This window comes from Cobetia sp. MC34 (assembly GCF_018340035.1).
Classification (GTDB): Bacteria; Pseudomonadota; Gammaproteobacteria; order Pseudomonadales; family Halomonadaceae; genus Cobetia; species Cobetia amphilecti.
Genome location: NZ_JADPPY010000032.1, coordinates 1 through 18044, shown reverse-complemented (window position 1 = coordinate 18044; position 18044 = coordinate 1). Strand labels below are relative to the sequence as shown.

Annotated in this window: 16 protein-coding genes; all 16 read right to left on the bottom strand. The window is 65.5% G+C overall.

Features of this window, described 5'->3' with window-relative positions; translation table 11 throughout:
• Positions 1 to 21 precede the first annotated feature (21 nt).
• Positions 22 to 3405, bottom strand: a complete 3384-nt coding sequence (locus tag IZU87_RS14160; protein WP_213114948.1) for a hypothetical protein — start codon at positions 3403 to 3405, stop codon at positions 22 to 24.
• A gap of 29 nt (positions 3406 to 3434) precedes the next feature.
• Entirely contained in the window at positions 3435 to 3833 is a 399-nt protein-coding gene (locus IZU87_RS14155) for a hypothetical protein (protein ID WP_213114947.1), read from the bottom strand.
• A 34-nt stretch (positions 3834 to 3867) separates the two neighbouring features.
• Positions 3868 to 7350 carry a phage tail tape measure protein gene (locus tag IZU87_RS14150; RefSeq protein ID WP_213114946.1) on the bottom strand — a complete coding sequence of 1161 codons (3483 nt, stop codon included), beginning with the start codon at positions 7348 to 7350 and terminating at the stop codon, positions 3868 to 3870.
• A 127-nt stretch (positions 7351 to 7477) separates the two neighbouring features.
• Positions 7478 to 8230 carry a phage tail tube protein gene (locus IZU87_RS14145; RefSeq protein ID WP_213114945.1) on the bottom strand — a complete coding sequence of 251 codons (753 nt, stop codon included), beginning with the start codon at positions 8228 to 8230 and terminating at the stop codon, positions 7478 to 7480.
• Between the two features lie 52 nt (positions 8231 to 8282).
• Positions 8283 to 8777: a hypothetical protein gene (locus IZU87_RS14140; RefSeq protein WP_213114944.1), complete on the bottom strand. Its 495-nt coding sequence runs from the start codon at positions 8775 to 8777 to the stop codon at positions 8283 to 8285.
• Between the two features lie 27 nt (positions 8778 to 8804).
• Entirely contained in the window at positions 8805 to 9413 is a 609-nt protein-coding gene (locus IZU87_RS14135) for a phage tail protein (protein ID WP_213114943.1), read from the bottom strand.
• Positions 9414 to 9415: 2 nt separating this feature from the next.
• Positions 9416 to 9733 (bottom strand): head-tail joining protein, encoded by a 318-nt coding sequence (locus tag IZU87_RS14130; RefSeq protein WP_213114942.1) that lies wholly within the window; start codon positions 9731 to 9733, stop codon positions 9416 to 9418.
• Between the two features lie 4 nt (positions 9734 to 9737).
• Positions 9738 to 10733, bottom strand: coding sequence for a major capsid protein (locus IZU87_RS14125; protein WP_213114941.1), 996 nt, complete (start codon positions 10731 to 10733; stop codon positions 9738 to 9740).
• 99 nt (positions 10734 to 10832) lie between these two features.
• Positions 10833 to 11249, bottom strand: coding sequence for a head decoration protein (locus IZU87_RS14120; protein WP_213114940.1), 417 nt, complete (start codon positions 11247 to 11249; stop codon positions 10833 to 10835).
• A gap of 21 nt (positions 11250 to 11270) precedes the next feature.
• Positions 11271 to 12335, bottom strand: a complete 1065-nt coding sequence (locus IZU87_RS14115; protein WP_213114939.1) for a head maturation protease, ClpP-related — start codon at positions 12333 to 12335, stop codon at positions 11271 to 11273.
• A gap of 9 nt (positions 12336 to 12344) precedes the next feature.
• Complete coding sequence (locus IZU87_RS14110) at positions 12345 to 13841, bottom strand: phage portal protein (RefSeq protein WP_175089179.1); 1497 nt, start codon at positions 13839 to 13841, stop codon at positions 12345 to 12347.
• Position 13842: 1 nt separating this feature from the next.
• Entirely contained in the window at positions 13843 to 14082 is a 240-nt protein-coding gene (locus tag IZU87_RS14105; RefSeq protein ID WP_144726147.1) for a phage tail protein, read from the bottom strand.
• Positions 14083 to 14114: 32 nt separating this feature from the next.
• Complete coding sequence (locus IZU87_RS14100; protein WP_213114938.1) at positions 14115 to 16178, bottom strand: phage terminase large subunit family protein; 2064 nt, start codon at positions 16176 to 16178, stop codon at positions 14115 to 14117.
• A complete protein-coding gene (locus IZU87_RS14095) occupies positions 16171 to 16671 on the bottom strand; it encodes a DUF1441 family protein (RefSeq protein ID WP_213114937.1) in 501 nt (166 codons plus the stop codon). The genes IZU87_RS14100 and IZU87_RS14095 overlap by 8 nt, the downstream gene beginning before the upstream one ends.
• 319 nt (positions 16672 to 16990) lie before the next feature.
• Complete coding sequence (locus IZU87_RS14090; protein ID WP_213114936.1) at positions 16991 to 17500, bottom strand: KilA-N domain-containing protein; 510 nt, start codon at positions 17498 to 17500, stop codon at positions 16991 to 16993.
• A gap of 178 nt (positions 17501 to 17678) precedes the next feature.
• The coding region (locus tag IZU87_RS14085) for a hypothetical protein (RefSeq protein WP_213114935.1) at positions 17679 to 18044 on the bottom strand (366 nt) is incomplete at its 5' end.

The window sequence follows — 18044 nt, the reverse complement described above, 5'->3', positions numbered from 1 at the left end:
GGTTGCGCCTGCCGTCTATGGTCAGGCGTTGGCGTTGCCACGGATCTGCAGGCGGAAAGAATCTTGCTGGCCGCTGGCCGGCCCCTGCAGGATCACGCGCGCCAGCCACATCGGGAAACTCGCGCCGATGGTCGAGAAGCGGATCACGTTGCCATTCACCCAGCCGGCCCCGAAGCCGCCCGCCTTGAGCGTCCAATAGGGTACGCCCTGATTCGGGTTGGTAGGCGACGTGTCCTCATTGATATTGCCCACGCCGATCTCGCCCACGGTGCGGCCGATAATGCGGAACGTGCTCGAGCCGGTGAAGATCAGCGCCCAATCCTCAGTGATGGCCCCGCGATTGGTGATGATCGGCGGGTAGGTGGTCACGTTGTACTCGGCCAGGGTGCCATCTGCGCCATCGTTGTCGTCTTTGCTCCAGTCTCGATCCCAGCTCGAGAGATCGAAGAAATCAGCCACGCGCGCTTGCAGATCGCCGGCCACCATCGCGGCGCTGACCAGCGTATCGCCGGCGGGGTAGTCGTGGCTCAAATTGCCCTTGAGGGTCAGCGCCCCCGACAGATCCACATCACCCACGAGCAGCATGTCCTCGACGCGGTGCAGGGCGTACCAGGGTTCGGGGTGGGTGGCAGTGTCAGGCGCGGCGAGCTGCACGGTGCCGGCGTCGAGGTCTGCACTGTACTGGGTGGCTGGCACCTCCTCGCCGGTGGCGTCCTCCACCACCAGACTGGCCAGCCGCGAGCGGCCGACATCCAGCGTGGTGCCGCCACCGATCCCCAGCGGGAACGGGGCGCGGCCGGTGTGATGCACCACCACCACGCCGCCGGCGCGATAGATGGGCACGCGGCCATCGCTGGGCAGGCGCACGGGGTCGATGCCGATCAGCTCAGCCTCGAGCGGCAGCGTGGTCAGAATGACGGCATTGAAACGCGCGGTGCTCGGGATCACCTCAGTGGGCCGCCAGATCATGCCGGCGTCATCCACCGCGGTGGCGTCATACCAGGATTCGGCGCGCTCGGCAGCGCTCAGGCTGTCATTGCTGACCAGCTTGCCGAAGGTCACGCGCACCACCCCCGTCTCGAAGCTGGCAGAGCCTGCCATCTCGTCACCCTCGATCTCGCCAGAGAGTGCCGCCTGGCCGGTGATCGAGCGACCGTCGAGCGTCGTGGCCTGGATCAGCAGGCCGCCCACCTGCAGCGGCGAGCCTGGCGTGCGGAAATACGCCTCATCGAGCGTCCAGGTGCCGAAGGTGCTCACCAGCGTTTTGACGGTGATGGTGGCGCTGGTGCCGCTCGGCCAGTCGGTGATGCGGGCATCGCCGGTGCCATAGTCGATGGTGCCCGCGAGAACGCCGGCCCCGTTGCTGGTGACGCTGCGATAGAGACTGCCCTGGCGGTCGATGAACGTATCGCCTCGGAAGATGAAAGACAGCGTGCCAGGCACGACGCTATCTTGCAGCAGGGGCATCAGCTCGACATCGAGCGGGGCGAGATCCTGGGTGATGGTGTGGGTGGTCGGGGCGGCGCTGTCCAGCTGGCTGGTCAGCCAGACGCTCGAACCATTCTCGAAAACGTCGCGCTTTTCTTTGCTGCCCCACTTGCGATACTGGCTCGCAGCATTGTCGTCATCCCACTCTTTGACTTCTTTGATCTTCTCGACCTCGAAAGTCACCGCGCCGGTGGCGTAGTCGATGCTGCCCTCCCATCCACCATTGAAGCCGCCACGGCCATCATCGGTGATGGTGTAGGTGACATCGGCCTCGCCCCCGCTCTGCTCCACCCATTCGACGGTGCCATTGCGGGCACTGGTCCGCGACTCGTTCTCGCTGCTCGACCAGGTGCGAACCACTGACCAGGTGATGGCCACGCTGCCAGGGCGCACCGGCGCATCGCTGATGCTGAGGCTGACCAGGCCGGCCCCGTTGGCAGACGGCAGGAATTGCTCGGTTTTCGGTGCCCCGTAGTCATACTCGATCTCGACCTGGGTGCTGGCATCTGGGAAGGCGTCGCCATTGAACTCGACATAAGCCTCGCCAGGCTGGGGCGCGCCGCTGCCGTCGGCATAGCCATAGACCACGCGGCCGGTGGCTGCGCCGCTGAGGCTCCCCAGGCCATCATCGGTGGCCGTCTTCTCGCTGCCGCCAGAGATCCAGCGCACGGTAACGCTGCCAGGCATCACGCCGGCGTGATCGAGCACGAACGTCATCCAGGGTTTGTCGATGGTGGCCTGGCCGGCGCGGTCCTCATAGTGGGCCGGCGTGCCCCAGCTGAACAGCACCGAACTGCCGACATCAGGCAGGCCGCCCAGCGTCACGCTGACAGATCCGGTGGCGTAGTCCACGCGCCCCGCACCGCTGCCGCTTAGATCGCCATTCGCGTCATCGTCGCGCAGCTCATACCACTTGCCCAGCGAGCGATAAGCGATCACCACGCTACCAGGTGCCGGCAGCGGGTCCAGGCGGCTGACATAGGTGAAACCGCGGTTATTCAGCTCGATAGCGATCTGGGTGGTGCTGGCGATCTGCGCCACCTCGAAGGTCGAGCCACCGCTGCTGACGCTGATGGTGGCCGTGCCGCCCACCTGCACATCGGTCACCGCCTGCTCGGTGGTGGTTGCCGGCACAAGCGGCGCATAGGTGCTGGCCACGGTGACGCTATTGGCCCCGAAGGTGGCCGGCTGGGTCAGGGTGCTGACGCCATAGTAACGGGCGGCATCGGTGCTCTGCCCCTCGCGGATCACGGTGTCAGGGTTCACGGTGCCAGGCTTGGGCTGCACGCCATAGACGCGCTGGCGCAGCGCAGTCGAGATCCCCAGGGTCAGCACGCGGCGCTCGAACGTCTGCACGTTGCTGCCGTTCATGTACTCAAACGTTCGGATCTCGTGATCTATCTCACTGATGCGCACATATTGGACCTCGCCGGCGGCATCGCCCTGCTCGGTCATCAGCGCCAGCACATCGCCCAGATCGGGCAGCGTGGCCTCTGGCATCTGGAAAGTGATGATGCTGCGCTGGCCGGCCAGCTGATCGCCCAGCAGCGTCATGCGCGAGGTCGCGCCGGCGGTCACATAGCTCTCGACATAATCGCGGGACTCGGCACGCTCATCAGATGGCGAGCCGGTATCGAACATCACCACGCTGACATTAGGATCAGCCGGCACCTGGTCAATGATCGCGTGCGCGCCGAAATATTGGGCGGTGTTGTCGGTCAGCACACCGGCCCCGACCTTGCGCAGCGAGGTGCGCCCCGCTGCACGATCGAGGTCAGAGATGTCATCAAAGATGTCATTGCTCGCGCCATCGGTCACGGGGCGGCCAGTCAGCCGGCCACCGCCATCGGCGTTGTCGGTCATGCGCTCGGATTGCAGGATGCGGATGTCGCCGCTATGGATTGTTTCGTCGGCCATTGGGCTGGCTCCAGCAAGGTGATGGGGTGTCAGACGGTGATCAGGCGCAGGGTGATGGTGTAGGGGTGATCGGCATCCTGGCTGCCGGCCGCAAGGCGCAGCACCTCAGACGCTGACACTGCCTCGCCGGCGGCGTGATCGAACACGCAATCGAAGGTCCGGCCATCACCCCACACCAGCACCAACGGGGTGTCAGCAGGGCGCGGCGTGGCGGCCAGCTCGGATAGCGCCAGCACGGTGGAGCGCGTCACCCAGGCACCGCCACCGCTGGCCAGCGTGATGGATCTGCCGGCCGCCTGGGCGCTCTCCTCGACCACCAGCGCGCCGGTCAGTGTCGGGGTCTGCACTTGCCCCACCCCGTGGCTGACCATCTCATCAGTCCACTGAATATCATCAGGCAGGGCGATGCCCTCTAGTGTCACCGGCATGGGTGTCTCTCTCGGTTATGGGGGTGATGCGGTATCAGCGGGCAGCGGTGCGCGAGGCGCGCGAGAGGGTGTCGAGCAGGGCGTCAGCCTCGCTCTCGTCCACCCCGTTTAGCGTCACCTGCTGATTGCCGATATTGAGATCCACCGCGACGCGGCGCTGGGCCTGCAGCGAGGTGGTCAGCTGGGTGGTGCGACCTTGGGCGGCCGCATTGTTCTCGCGCTGGGTGACCTCGCCGGCCTGCACCTGACGCTGAAGATCCGCCTCAGCCTGCAGCGCCTCCTGGCGTTCCTGCTCGCTCTGGGCCTGGATGTCCGCGAGGCGTAGGTCGTGGGCCTGCTCGGCCAGCCTCAGCGCCTCCTGGGCCTGGCTGATGGTCTGGGCATCGCCCAGGGCACGGGCCTTGTCCAGCGTCTGCTGCAGCTCGAGCTGCTGCTCCTGGTAGCGCAGCGCCTCGACCTGGGTGCTATCACCCTGCAGGCTGGCCAGCTCAGAGCGCAGGCTCGCCAGCGTGTCGCTCACGCTGTCAGAGAGCGAGTCCACCTGGCTGCGCACTGACTGGATGGCACCCTCGAGGCTCGACAGCGAGGCATCATCGAGCAGATCGAACTGCCGGCGCAGATCCTCGCTCGACATCCTCAGCAGCTGGGTGGCGCTGACAGCCTGGCCGGAGTCGGCCGCCAGATTGCGCAGGCCAGCACCTGGGTCGCTGCTGGATACCTTGCCCAACGCCTCGACCAGCTCAGTGGCCGCAAGCTGCTGCTTGCGGAACTCCAGCTCGACTAGCCCGCTATTGGCCGCCACCTTGGCCAGATACTTATTGACGCCCATCGGGTCCGCGCGGGTTTTCCATGCCACAAAGGCATTGCCCACGGATTCCTCGAGCTGAGCGATCTTGTCGCGCAGCAGATCCACAGTGCCGGTGACGCCGCTGCTGCCGGTCATGGCTGATTTAAAGGCGGTGCCGGCGCGAGCGCTCAGCGCCTGGGTGGCATTGGCCGCCTTGTTGTAGACGGCCGCCAGACCGCCCCCGATGGCACTGGCTCGCGCCTCCACATTGCTGATGGCTGACTGGGTGGCTGCCTCCTCCTCGGCCTGGGCCTCTCTGCGCGCATTCTGGATGATGCGCAGATTCTTGATCGCCTCGGCCTGGGTGGCAGCCTCCTGGGCGCGCTGCTCCTCGAGCGCGCTGGTGGTGTCGTCAATGCTGGCTTTGTACTCGGTCCAGACGCTGCGCAGCGCACCGGCCCCCGTCACGCCATCCGACACCAGGCCGGTCAACGTATCGCGGATCGCATCAAGCGCCTCTTTGCCCTCGAGCTGCGATAGCGCCTCACCGAACGCGGTGCGCAGCTGCTTGCCGGTCAGATCGCCTTGGCGCGCCAGCGTGTCGAATGCCTTGATCACATCCGCCTCGGCCTTGCTGATGCCGGTGGTCAGATCCTGCAGCGACAGCCCCAGGGTGTCAGCGGCTGCCTTTCCGGTGGCCTTGAGATGCTTCTCGAGCAGATCCGCCCCAGCGACACCAGACTCGACCAGCTCCTCGAGCAGCGCGCGGAAGGCGGCCAGCCCTTTCTCTGAGCTGATCTCGTCTTGCGCCTTCTCGAAGGCGGCCGCGACTTGCTCGGCACTGACCTGGCCGTTATTGGCGAGCCGGTCGAATGCGTCGATTGCCTCAGCCTCGCCGGCCTCGATACCGCTGCTCAGCTCCTCCAGCGAGGTGCCCAGATCCTCGGCCGCCTGGGCCGCTGCCTTGCCCTGGGCGCGAGTGGCGTCAGCCTGCCGGCGTTGAGTCTCGGCCAGTGACAGCATCTTGCCATCGACCACATCGGCACCATCGGCCAGCTTGTCGAGCTGATCAGCGGTAATGCCGGTCGCCTTGGCCTGCTCCTCCACCGCCTCGGTGGAGTTATCAAAGGCGTTGGCCGCTGCCTTGCCGGCCTCCATGGCCTGATCAAAGTAGCGCTTGGCATCCTTGTTGAGATCATAGAGCGTCTGCTCTGCCGCCTTGGCCTTGGCCTGGGCGTTGGCGACCTCCTTATCAGATGCAATGCCTACCTTATTCAGCAGCTCGAGCGACTTGGCATTGAGCTGCAGAATGCCAGTGCCCAGCGACGCGACGCCTGCGGTCACGCCGGCAGCGGCTGACTGCACCAGACGAAACGCCGCCACCAGGCCATTACCCATCATCTGGCCGACATCGACCAGCGACTGCATCGAATCCGCGATCTGATCGCGGTTGTCGATAAAGCTGCGCACCCAGTCAGTGCCGATCTTGATCAGCCCACTGATCGCGGTGGCCAGCTCATCGACTAGCTTGGGATTGTCTTTCAGCGCGTCATCGAAGGCATCGGCGGCACCCTCCACCGCCGGCGAGAGCTTGGAGAATAGTTGCGTTGCAATGCCCTGCAGACGGGTCTGCACCCCGTTGATCGCCTCCTCAGTCTTGAGTAGGTTGGCGATCTGCTCGGGCGACATGATCAGCCCCATCTCGCTGGCCTGATCACCCAGCTGGCGCAGCAGTGCGGCGTTGTTTTCCAGCAGCGGCTGCAGGCGCGAGGCGTTGCTCGCCAGCCCCTCGAGGAAATTGATCTGGCTCGCCTGGGGCAGATCCTGCATGGCATCGGCCAGGCGCAGGAACATCTGATCAGGGGCGAGATTGATCAGCTCCTTAGCCTCGATGCCCAGCCCCTCGAGCGCATCCATGGCATCGCCGCCACCATTCTCGAAGGCGTCCCCGATCTTGTCGGCCACATCCTGGAAGATGTCGCCAGCCTCGTCGGCATCCAGCCCCGCGCGCTCGAAGGCGTAGCGGTATTTTTGCAGGGCAACGATACCCACGCCGGTGCGCTTGCTGACGTTATCCAGCTCGCGCGCCAGATCCGCCTGCTCTGAGGTCATGCGAGCGGCAAAGCCAGCGACCAATGCGCCGCCTGCGACAGCCGCGCCGGCGGCCGCTTTGCTCCAATCGTTGAGCGCCTGACGGGCACGCCGCAGCCCCGTGCTGCCCTCCTCGGCTTGGTCGCCTGCCTGGGCGGCTGAGCTGCCCAAGCCATTGAGCGCGTTCTGGGCCTCGCGGGCCTCGCGCGCCAGGCGCAGCTGCTCCTCGGAGAGATTGCCAGTGTTGATGCCGGCGTCAGTCAGGCTCTGCCCCAGCTGGGCGGCTTGCGCTGCCTGCTGCTCATACGCTGCGCCGGCGCGAGCGGCAACGGCACGCGCTTCGTTGAGGCGGTTCTGCTGGGCGATGCTGGCCTGGCCGCTGGCCTCGATCTCCTGCTCGAGCGCGCGCACCTTGTCGGTGGCTTTGTCCCACTCCTTTTGCGCCTTGCCGGTGGCAGTGGTGGCCTGCTGGAAGGCGCGCACCAGGGCGCGCTGATCCTCGAGCTGGTCCAGGTTGCCGCGTAGCTCCTCGGCATTGGCCGATAAGTCGCTGACACTATCGGCGGCCGCCTCAGTGCTCGGAGAAATCAGGTTTTTGGCCTTGAGCACCAGCTCGACGGCGCGATCTGTCAGAGCCATGGCGGCATCTCCAGGCAGAAAAACACCCGCTCGGGGGCGGGTGTGGATAACTCAGGGGCGGCCGGATCTCCAGCCGCCTGGAATAAGCCCCAGCAGCTGAGCCGCTGGGGTGGTAGTGCGGTGATGCTTAGCGCGCCATGGCTACCTTGAAATAGCGCGACACGCCGGCACCGATCTTGCCGGAATCGACCAGCAGGCTGCCATCGAGTGCCAGCTCGCCAAAGTCGTCACCGATCAGCGCCAGGCCAGTGGTCGGGCTGAACTTGACGCGGTGCGCGGTGACGGTCACGGGACGGTCGCTCTCGGCTTCGTTCAATCCATCGAACACCAATTCGTATTCGTCGCCGCTGCCGGTCATGGCCTCGATCACGTCAGCCGCTGCGCTGGTGTAGTCGATGGCTACCACGGTGCCCTCAGAGATAGCACCGCCCTCGGTCACGTAGACGCCCGCACCGGTGATCTCATAATCGACATCCTCGATGGCCACATCACCCGCGCCATCGGGGTCGATGGTGACGGTGATGCTCTCGGTGCGGTCAGGCGTTTTGCTGAGCGCCAGCAGGGTGCCAGGGTAGGCGGTGTGACGCTCATCAGTGACGGGGGCGCTCTGCACCTCGGAGCGCGTGCCGCGCAGCGCCATCGCCACGTTTTCGGGGCGCAGCTCCAGCATGGTGATGCTCGCGCCCACGCTGCTGACGCGCTGGATCTCGTTAGCGTTGCCGCCACCGGCCTGGGTGTAGTCGGATTGGGTCAGGGTGTCCGTCTCGACAGAGAACTCGAGGGCGGAACAGTTGCCCACTTGCTTGAGGCCGCCACCGCTTGAGCGGTTGCGCAGGTAAACCATGCCTTTGCCGAGATAGCTATAAGTCTTCGTGGCCATGTTGTGGCTCTCCAGATATGCGGGGTGGTAGGTGTCGTGCAGTGATGCGCGGTCAGGTGTAGTGCTCGACGCACTCCATGGTCACTGGCATGGATGCCAGGGCGTAGCGGGAATCCTCAGCCAGTGCGTACTCGGCCGCGCCCAAGGCCAGGCCGTTGTGCTTGAGCACGCGCGCCAGATCATCACCCTGGTCCATCAGCAGGCACCGGCGCAGATCGGCCAGCCCTGCCTCGATTGCCGTCTCGCCAGCGGTCGCATCGCCCTCAGTGCGTGGCAACGCATCGACCACCAGCACCAGGCGTGCATCGACGCTGAGAATGGCGCGATCTTGCCGCGTGCTGCTGGGGCGCTCGGTGTCAGACTGCAGCGCCAGAATCGGCACAAGCTGGCGAGCATTCATCGCCAGAATCCAGAATCCCCGCCAGATGCTCAGGCCGAGATCGGTGTGGTAGCCATTGGCGCGCGTGATGCTGGCCAGCCTGGCCTGCAGCGCGTGCATGGCTTGTGTCGTGATAGGCAGCTCAGGCGCTGCCAGCGAGTCGGGCATGGTGACCTCTCAGAGAATGGGGCAGGGTCAGCTCAGGCGATCAAACTGCCTGATGAACTCATCAGCGGCATGCTGCATGGCTTGGGGCGCGACAGTGCTGCGCACGTCAGACCACACCTGCAGCACGCTTGGCCCATACAACACGCGGTAGTCATTGCGGCCATCGCCAGTACGCACCACGGGCGCCCACTGGCCTGATCCGGCCAGTCGCACCCAGAACGCACCGGCGAGCCGCTTGGTGCCGCCGCCAGTCTTGATCTTGACGCCCTTGGTGCCGGCCGCCTTGCGCCCCGCTTGAATCCCGCGAGCGGGGTCACCAGTCAGCCCGCGCCGGCCCTTGGCCTTCACGGTACGGATCTTGGCCCCGTAGCGTGTCAGCAGCACCGCGCGTGGATTGGCCGCAATCCGCGTCGTGAGATCCGTCGAGGTGGCGAAGGTGCGCACCTTGAGATTGTCATTCACATAGCCGGCAGATAGCGCCACCTGCTGGCGTATCGCGGCGCTGCCCAAGGTTCGGGCCCGCCGCGCGGCTGAGTTGAGCGCGAGCTGCGCCGCCTTGGCCGCCGCCTTGGGTGCCAGGCGGTAGGCGTCAGCGACGCCCTCGAGGTCGCGCAGATCCAGGCTTGTCGCTGCCATTGTCAGTACCTCGAGGCTGTCCAGCGCTGCTCGAATCCGTCGTCGCCAATTGGCTCGAGCAGCGTCCAGCGGTCATCGGGTTTGCCGGTGTCGATCAGCGCGCCCCGATCCACCCGCCCCACCTCCTCAGTGAGCACACCGATCTCACAGCGCGATTCCAGCACGATGCCGAAATCGTCAGTAATGGTGGCGTCACGGTCGATGATGATGCGGGTGGGAATGGGCGCGCCGCCACGCGGGGTAACGGTGGCGGGCACGCTGAGGCCGCCGACACCGAACAGCAGCCGGTTAGCTGCTGCCTCGATCTCGTCGATACTCATTGGCTTATGCCGTCTCGACCAAACGAATGCACGCGCCCGGGCGAGTGTTGAGAATGATCGGGTTGGACTGGGCCTCGAGGCTGACACCTTTGCCGTGCGGCAGGCGCTCGGTGCTGGAATAGAACGGCAGGCCAATCGTATTCACCGCATCGGCATAATCGGCCGGCGCGTAATGCGCGAGGAACATATCCGGCACGCCCATCGGGATCACGACAGCCTCGCCGCTGGCGACAAAGGGCTGGCCGGCGACATTGCCCACGGCACGCTCCCAGGTGATGCCACCGAACTCGAAGGCGTCGCGGCCATCGCCGCGCAGCTTCTCGCTTTTCTGGTAGATATACGCCTCGCGCACGCTCGGGTTGCTGATCAGCTTGCGCCAGAAGCTGCGCCCACAGAATGCATGACCGCTGGTGTAAGGCTGCATCTTGAGCGAATCCTCAATGTGCTCGGTCACGTCCAGCGCCTTGGCCTGCACGTCGGTGCTCTCGGTGTTGAGCGCCATTTTCACAGTCTTTTGCTGGATGCCGAACGCGCTATAGAGATCCGTGATCACGGTGGTGCCGTCAGCATCCAGGATCTTGCCTTTCAGCGCGCCCATGCGCTGCCACTCGAGGGTGGCGTCGATGCGGCGCACCATCTTGCCCAGGCGCTTATCGACCACCTGCTGCACGCCCTCGAGCTGATCCTCGCTGCCGAAGGCGCGGACATTCTGCACTTCATCCGCGAGGATGGTGTCAGTCACCGGCAAGTGAACGGCATTGAAGGTGACGCCGGTGCGCTTGTTGCGCTTGAGCGGGTCCGCCGGCGCGCCACGCTCGCCTGCCGGCACCAGCGCCAGGGTATCGCCGTCACGCTCGACGGTGGCGGTGGTAGTGGCAATGCCGGTTTCTTCAAAGATGCCCAGCTGGCCCAGGCGAGACGGCACATAATCGGCTTCGTTGATCGAGGCCGTCAGGCTGCCGATAGAGAAGATGTCAGAGGAGAAAATATCAGCGGGCATGTCGCCCTCCTTGAGATGTCGGGTACGGTCGGGGTCGTGCGCTAGAAACGACAACGCCGCCCAGTGGGCGGCGCATCAGACGGTGTAAGTGCGGGTCAGTTATTCGGCGGCTGGCTCACCAGCGAGGATCACGCCCGCCGGCATATCGACACCGCGCAGGATGATGCCGGACTCCATGAGCGCGGCATTCATCGCGCCCAGCTGGTCATCGGTCATGTCGGCCGCCCAGGTGACGCCGGTGCCATTCACCTCGCAATCGCGCACATGCGCGACGGCCGGCACCGGCCCCTCGCGGGCATCTGCCGGTCCATAGAGGATGCCAGCAGCGATCTCGGTGCCATCGCTGGCAGTCGGGTCATGCGCCACAAAAGTGCCGTCAGTGGTCATGGCCAGCACGGTGCCGGCCGCATGGATGCCTGACGCGACCACAATGGACTCGCGCGAGCGAGAGCCGGCAGCCTCGGACAGTACGTGCTCGCCGGTACGGGCCGGCTCGGTGTGTTGAATCGGGGTCATGATGCTCTCCAGGTGGTGCGGTTAGGATGCGCTGCGAGCGCGGCGGCGGGCATAGATGCCCTGGGTGTCGATGCCGGCACGCTGGCCACCCTCGGGCGAGTGGCTGGAATGCACGCCGGTGCTCGAGGCAGCGGCCACGTCGAAAACGTATTCGCGGGCGGTGTCGGTCTGCATGGCGCTGGCGACCAGCTTGGCCATCAGCTGGTGCTGGCCGGTGGTGGTGCAGGTGTCGATGATGGCGACCACGCGCTCGCGCTCAGCCGCGACAGCCTCGCGCTGCAGGGCAGCGGTATCAGCCGCCGGCGCGGTTACCGGCTTGTCGCGCCAGGCGAGGATCTGATCGCCCAGCTCAGCGGCGCGGGCCTCGGCCTGGGCCGGCTCGATGTCGAAGGCCAGCGCCAGGGCATCGGCGGCGCTCATGGCGCTGGGTGCCGGTGCCGGCTGCGCCGGCGCGCGCTGCTGCTCGAGGTGATGCTGGGCAGAGCGGCCGGCAGCGGCCAGGGCGCGGGAATAATCGCCAATCGAGGCGGCCGCCTTGATGTCAGCCTCCACGGCGTCGATCAGCCCCAGCGACATGGCGTCCTCGCCAGTCATCCAGGTTTCTGCGCGCATCGCCTCCTGAATCTCGACGCGGCGCGGCTCGCCGGCACGCGCGACGAACAGCTCGAGGATGCCATTGCGGATAGTGTCGAGATCATCCGCGAGCTTGCGCATCTCGCTGGCGTTGCCCATGGCGACAGTCCACGGGTCGTGGATCATCAGCAGCGAGCCGGTGGCCATCTCGCGGCGATCCCCGCCCATGGCGATAGTCGCGGCGATAGAGGCGGCGATGCCCTCGACGCGGGTGGTTACCTGGGCCTTATGGCCGCGCAGATAGTTGGCGATGGCGATGCCATCGGCCACGTCGCCGCCAGGCGAGTTGATGTGCACGGTCAGTGCCTCGACATCGCCCAGCGACGCGATGGCGTTGATAAACGCGCTGGCCGTGGTGCCGTCACCGCTCCACCAGTCGATGCCGATCTGGCCATTGATCCACACGTCAGCGTGACGGCCATCGGCGGCCGCCTGAACTTCAAACCATTTCATGGTGATTCCTCATTGGTCGGGGTCGGCGTCAGGGTCTGGGTCGTTCGCCTGCGCGGTGCCGTTCTTGGCCACGCGGCGCGGGTCGGAATCGAGCACCAGCCCCTGGTCATCTGCGCTCACGTTGCCGCGCGCGATCTCCTTGTCGAGCTGATCGAGCGACCAGCCGCGCTCTGCTGCCGCCTCGCCGCGAGGCTTGAAGCCGGCGCGCACCTCCATCAGATCGGCGGTGACCTCCTTCACGGGGTCCACCCACTGCCACTTGGGCGCGATCCAGTCGATGGCCAGCAGATCCGCGCGGCGGCGTGCGTAGTCGGGAATGACCAGCGCCCCGCTGCTGACGGCGGTATCGAGCCACTTGGCCGCGATAGGCCGGCACCACTTGTGGATCACTAGATCGGCCTGCAGCATCTCAGCCCGCCGGCGGAACTCCAGCAGCCCCGCGCGGATCGAGGAATAATTGACGCCCTGCAGATCGCCGGTCAGCTGCTCATGCGTCAGGCCGGCACCGCGCGCCACCGCGTGCATCTCGGTGCGCAGCCAGTTGGTGTAGCTGCTGCCGATGTCGGGCGGGTCGGAGAATGTCACCTCCTCGCCATCCTCCAGGTAGTGGATGCCGCCAGGCTCGAAGGCGTCTATGCCCTCGCCGCCCTCGCCATCCTCGACATGGCTGCCATGGGTGCCAAAGAATGGCCCTTCATCCTCGGGGTCGGCATCGGCCTTGCGCTTGACGAATGCCCCGAACAGCTGCGCCAGTTTCTGGCGCGCGAGGGTGGCATCCTGCATGGCGTCGATTTCATAGAGCCGCACGATCACGCTGGTCAGCTCAGGCACGCCGCGCAGCTGGCCAGGGCGGGTGCGCCGGAACAGGTGCAGCACCTGATCGGCCGGCACCGGAACGCGAGTATTGATCTGCGCGGTCAGCTTCTCGGCAGGGTGGTAGCGCCAGAGATGGTAGGCGCGGCGCTGGCCGATGCCGTCCATCTCGATGCCCATTTTGATCACGCGGCCGCTGAGGGTGGTGGAGTGGCTGGCGTCCAGATGGTCAGCCTCGATCACCTGGATCTGCAGCGGGACGCTCAGGCCATCGCTGATGCGGCGATAGCGGAAACGCCCCAGCACCTCGCCGGCCTCGAATTGGCTGCCAATCGCCAGCGCCTGCAGGCCATAGAAGCTGTCCAGGCCATCGGCGTCAGCCTCGCCGGCCCAGCGATCCCATAACGCCTGGATCTCAGGATCTGACCACTGGGGTCTGATGCCGGTGCCCACCAGGTTGGCCACGTAGCTCTCGCGCGCGCCGCTGGCGTAGGCGTTGTTGCGCACCGCATGGCGTGAGCGCGACTTGAGCAGCGGCAGCGAGTGAGCAATGGCGGCATTGGGGCCGGTGGTGGTCACGCCCCGCCCTGCCATGCGCCGGCCCTGGCTTGCCCCTTCATAGGCGCTCGCCTTGATCCCCAGCCGCGAGGATAGGCGGCGCATGCCCCGCGAGAGGGTGCTGATCACGCCCATATCACAGCCCCTTAGATGTCGTGGTGTAGCGGGTGCGGGATCTCAGCCGGCGGCCGATATGCGAAGCGCTGGCCACGTCTGCCGCGATGGTGCGCTCCAGCTCGCGCAGCTTGTCGATGTCGGCATCTGCATAGCTCAGCGTTTTGCCGTTGGCCGTGCGAAACGATGTCACCCGCTGGCCGGTGGCCAGGTCGAGCACCGCCTGGCGAACGCGGGCGAGATCATCAGCGGTATATGCCATGGGGTAGGCTCCAAAGGTTGGCCGGCCACGCCCTATAGGCGCGACTTGACCACCCGCCGGCGCTTGCGCGCGGCCGGTGGCTTGGGTTGAGTGGCAGCGGGTGCGGCAGCTGGCGACTGAGAGATCAGCGCGTTGTCATCCCAGGCGGCCGCCCAGGGCGGCGGCGCGCTCCAGTCGATGCGCTCGCCTTTCATCAGGATGAACAGCGCCAGGTTGTACACGCACAGATCAAACGCCTCATTGGGTCGCTTGCCTGGCTTGCGCCATTTGCCGCTCGCGGGGTCGCGGATCTCATACGTCAATTCGTCATACCACCAGCGTCCCAGCCAGCTGGGTGTGTGCAGGTAGCCCGCGCCGGCGTTGTCGCGGTCCATCATCGCGGCAACGGCGTCTTTCAGCAGATCGGTGCCCAGCAGGTAGAGCGGCACGTCACCGCGCGCAGTGGATTGGCGCGACTTGCGGCCGGTGTTGTCAGGCCATGTCTTGCGCACCCGCGAGCTGCCGCGCGTGCTCGATCCTTTGACCAGGAAGGCGCGCGACTGCAGGCCATCGCGGCGCAGCCGGCGGTGCCAGTCATACGCCTGGCTGGTCACGCTCTCCTCGCCCTCGCCCTCGCCGCCGGTATCCACCGCGATGGATGCCACCGGCATGCGGCGGCCGCTGCCGTCCTCGAGCTTGTAGCTGCGCAGCAGCACGTCACGGGTCAACAGATCCCAATCCTCGGGCTGGGTGGCCGGCGAGATGGGGCGCGGCTCCTGGTCATTGTCGGGGCCGCGATCCTCCTTGATGTTGAAACGGTCGATCACCCAGCACTCGCGGTGCGCACCCCAGCCCTGGATCTGCACGACAAAGCGGCGATCCTTGCCGCCCTGTACATCCACGGCGGCGGTCAGGAAGCGCACGCCCTGGGGCACGGTGCGGCGCTGGTAATCCTCGGAGCGATCAGCCAGCCGCTCGCTCGAGCGTTGCGTGGCTGCGCGCCGGCGCAGATACGGCCGGCCCCAATCGGTGTTGATCACCGCTTTGAGCGTTTCCTGGCTGTCAGTCTGCTGGTAAGTCTCCTCGGCACGCCGGAGCTTTTCATTCAGCGACGCCCAGGACTGGAAGGCAGCCGCCGGCCCCTCCATCCAGAATGACGCGATACGCGAGCGGCGCGGGGTGCCGATCATCTCGCCGGCCTCATCGAGCTGGGCACCCTCGGGCACCCAGCGGCCGGCCAGGTTGAGCTGACGCTTAGCAGCGGGGTCGATCTCGGTGCCGCAATGCGGGCAGAACACGCACCCCGCCTGCCGCGAGAAATTGTCCATCACCGGCGGGAACCACTGCCGGCAGTGCGCCTCGGGGCATTGCCAGTACCAGAGCCGCCGGTCGCCGGCGTTGAACAGATCCAGAATGCCGGTGGTGGGCGGTGCCATATGCGGGGCATCGTCGGGTCGCCGCCAGTCGGGATCGGTGATCTCGCGCCCTGGCGAGGATTCGGCCAGCGTCATGCCGGTTGAGCCAAAGGTCTGGGTACGCTTGCTGGCGAGCAGGAACGCACTACCCTCGCCATCCACGTCATCGGGCAGGCGGTCGAAATCGGTGATCAGGACGAACTGATAATCGCTCGAGGCAAGGACGTTTTTTGACGGCCATTTGATGCCCAGGTAGTTGCCGGCGCGGAATGTCTTGTCATGCACGTTGTTGTCGTGCCCGCGCGGACTCATGCGGCCGACCAGGCGAGGCGAGTTGACCAGCATGCGGTCAATGCGTTTCTTGCTGAACTCGCGCGCCTTCTCCTCGCTGATCTGCACGATCAGGCCATCACCCGGGTCACACTCGATCTTGTACGCGACATAACCATCCACCAGGGCATTGGTCTTGCCGGTACGCGCGGGGCCGACAAAGATCACGGCGTCATATAGCCGCGATCCCATGCAATCCAGCGGCTCGCGCATATAAGGGGTGGTGTCTGCGCTCCAGTCGCGCACGGTGCCATCACCGCTGACCACCTTCATGACCTCGGCCGCTGACTCGCTGGGCTGGATGCGGCGAGGCGGCCGGATCAGCTCGGCCACGTCGCGCCGGATAGAGGCGGCACTGGCGGTGCTAGTCATCGGCGCTCTCTCCATCATCCGCGATTACTGCCTGATACATCTGCTCGCGCAGCGCGTCGGTCACCTGCTCCACCAGCTGGATGCTCTCGGGAGCCAGGCCGGCGTCGCGCTCCAGCATGTCGGCCAGCGAATCGAGGCCACTGGCCACCGCCTTGGCTAGCCGGCTCATCTCGCGGTGCGCATCCTCCACCGGCACCAGCAGGCGCAGCTGCTGCTCGAGCTTTACGCGCTCGGTTTCGGACTGATACCACGCCTTGCGATCCTGGGGCGGCAGATCATCGGGATCGCCGCCGGTGGCCCCGATCATGTCGGAGTAGAGTGCGGGGCCGACATCCGCCAGGGCATAGACGCTTGTGCTGCCACGCTGGCCGGCCGGCACTACGCCAGCGGCGCGCAGCCGCTTGCGCACGGTGTCGCGGTGTAATCCGAAGGCGTCAGCAATGCGCGTGATATTCCAGTGGTACGCCTCTTTTAGTGCGCTGATGTCTGCCATGCGCTGGCCACCCTCTGCTGATCACGTCACTGCCGGAGCATCGGCACCATCGGCACCATCGGCACCTCGAAAGTCAATAGCTATGCGGGATTGCGCGCGGTGCCGCTGCCGACGCTAGAAACCCGAAAAAATGCCGAGATCCGCGACTCTGCGCCCCCGTGGTTGCTTCACCCCTAGCCAGAAGGACCCGCAATTTTTCTGCAGGCCGCGTGGTTGCTGGGCTGCAGGCCGGTCACGGCCTGTCAGGCATTACCGCGATGTGAGTAATTTTTCATTTGATCTTCGCTCCACGAGCCGCGACCGGGGGGAAGGAAAGTGATCATGAGTCGATGGGTAACGCCATCTGAAGCTCTTGTCGCCAGTAGTCAGCGCGAGACTCCAGTGCCGGCTTGATCCATCGATGGCTGGCCAGCTCGCGACCGGCAAGGCTCCCCTTGGCATTCTGGTCATCCAGTGCACGGCAGGCCTTTTCGAACTCTTGCATGGCGCTCTGCTCGCCGCGCATCAACGCATCGATGCGTAGGTCACACCATGCGGCAAAGTCATCATCCAGCCACCGCGCGAAGGCCACCGCTAGCTTGGGATGCAGCCATGTACCTTGTAGCAGGCCGCCTCTTCGGGTGCTCACGAGACCGAAGTCCGATTTTCGGACATCGGTCCTCCCCATCGCTCTAGCCAGTGCAGCGATATAGCTTTGGGTTCGCGGAAGCTCCAGCCATTTGGCCGGCCTCTTGCCAAAGCGCCTGGCAATGTCAGTAGCATTGATCCAGCAATCTGTGTTGAAGCGGACCGACTGGCCTTCGTAGTCGAATGGAATAACGTTTGTCATCGGTAGAGCCTTTTAGAGATAGAGCCTGTCACCCAGGAGTCGCCAACCCAGAGAGGCCCGATGAAGCCATCGGCGCTCCTCAGGCTCTATCCTGAAAGGCTCTGGTAAGTACCGGGCACGGGTGAAGCGCCCACAAAAAAGCCCCGCCGGAAGGCAGGGCTTTTCAATTCTTCTGGTGTTACTCGGCAGTCGTCTGCTCGGCCCCATCAGGACCATCGGCCAGGCGCTCGAGGATCGATGCTATCGCCGTGCGGTCAGCATTGAAGCGGCGGCGCTGTGACTCATAGTCGGCCAGCAGGCTGAGCAGATCGCGATTGGAGGCCACTGGCCGATCAGGGGCGGGCAGTGGATTGAGCAGGTAGCTCGGCACTTCGGGTGTGCACTGCCACTCAATGGGCATCACCACTGGCTTGCTCTCGAAGGCGCTGCAGCCACTCAGCAGCAGCATCAGGCACAGGCCGGTCAGCCCACTCAGCAGTCGGCGCATCGTCGTTCTCCATTCGGCGAGCAGCTGCCCGGGCAGCCATGATTGAACGGTCATCCA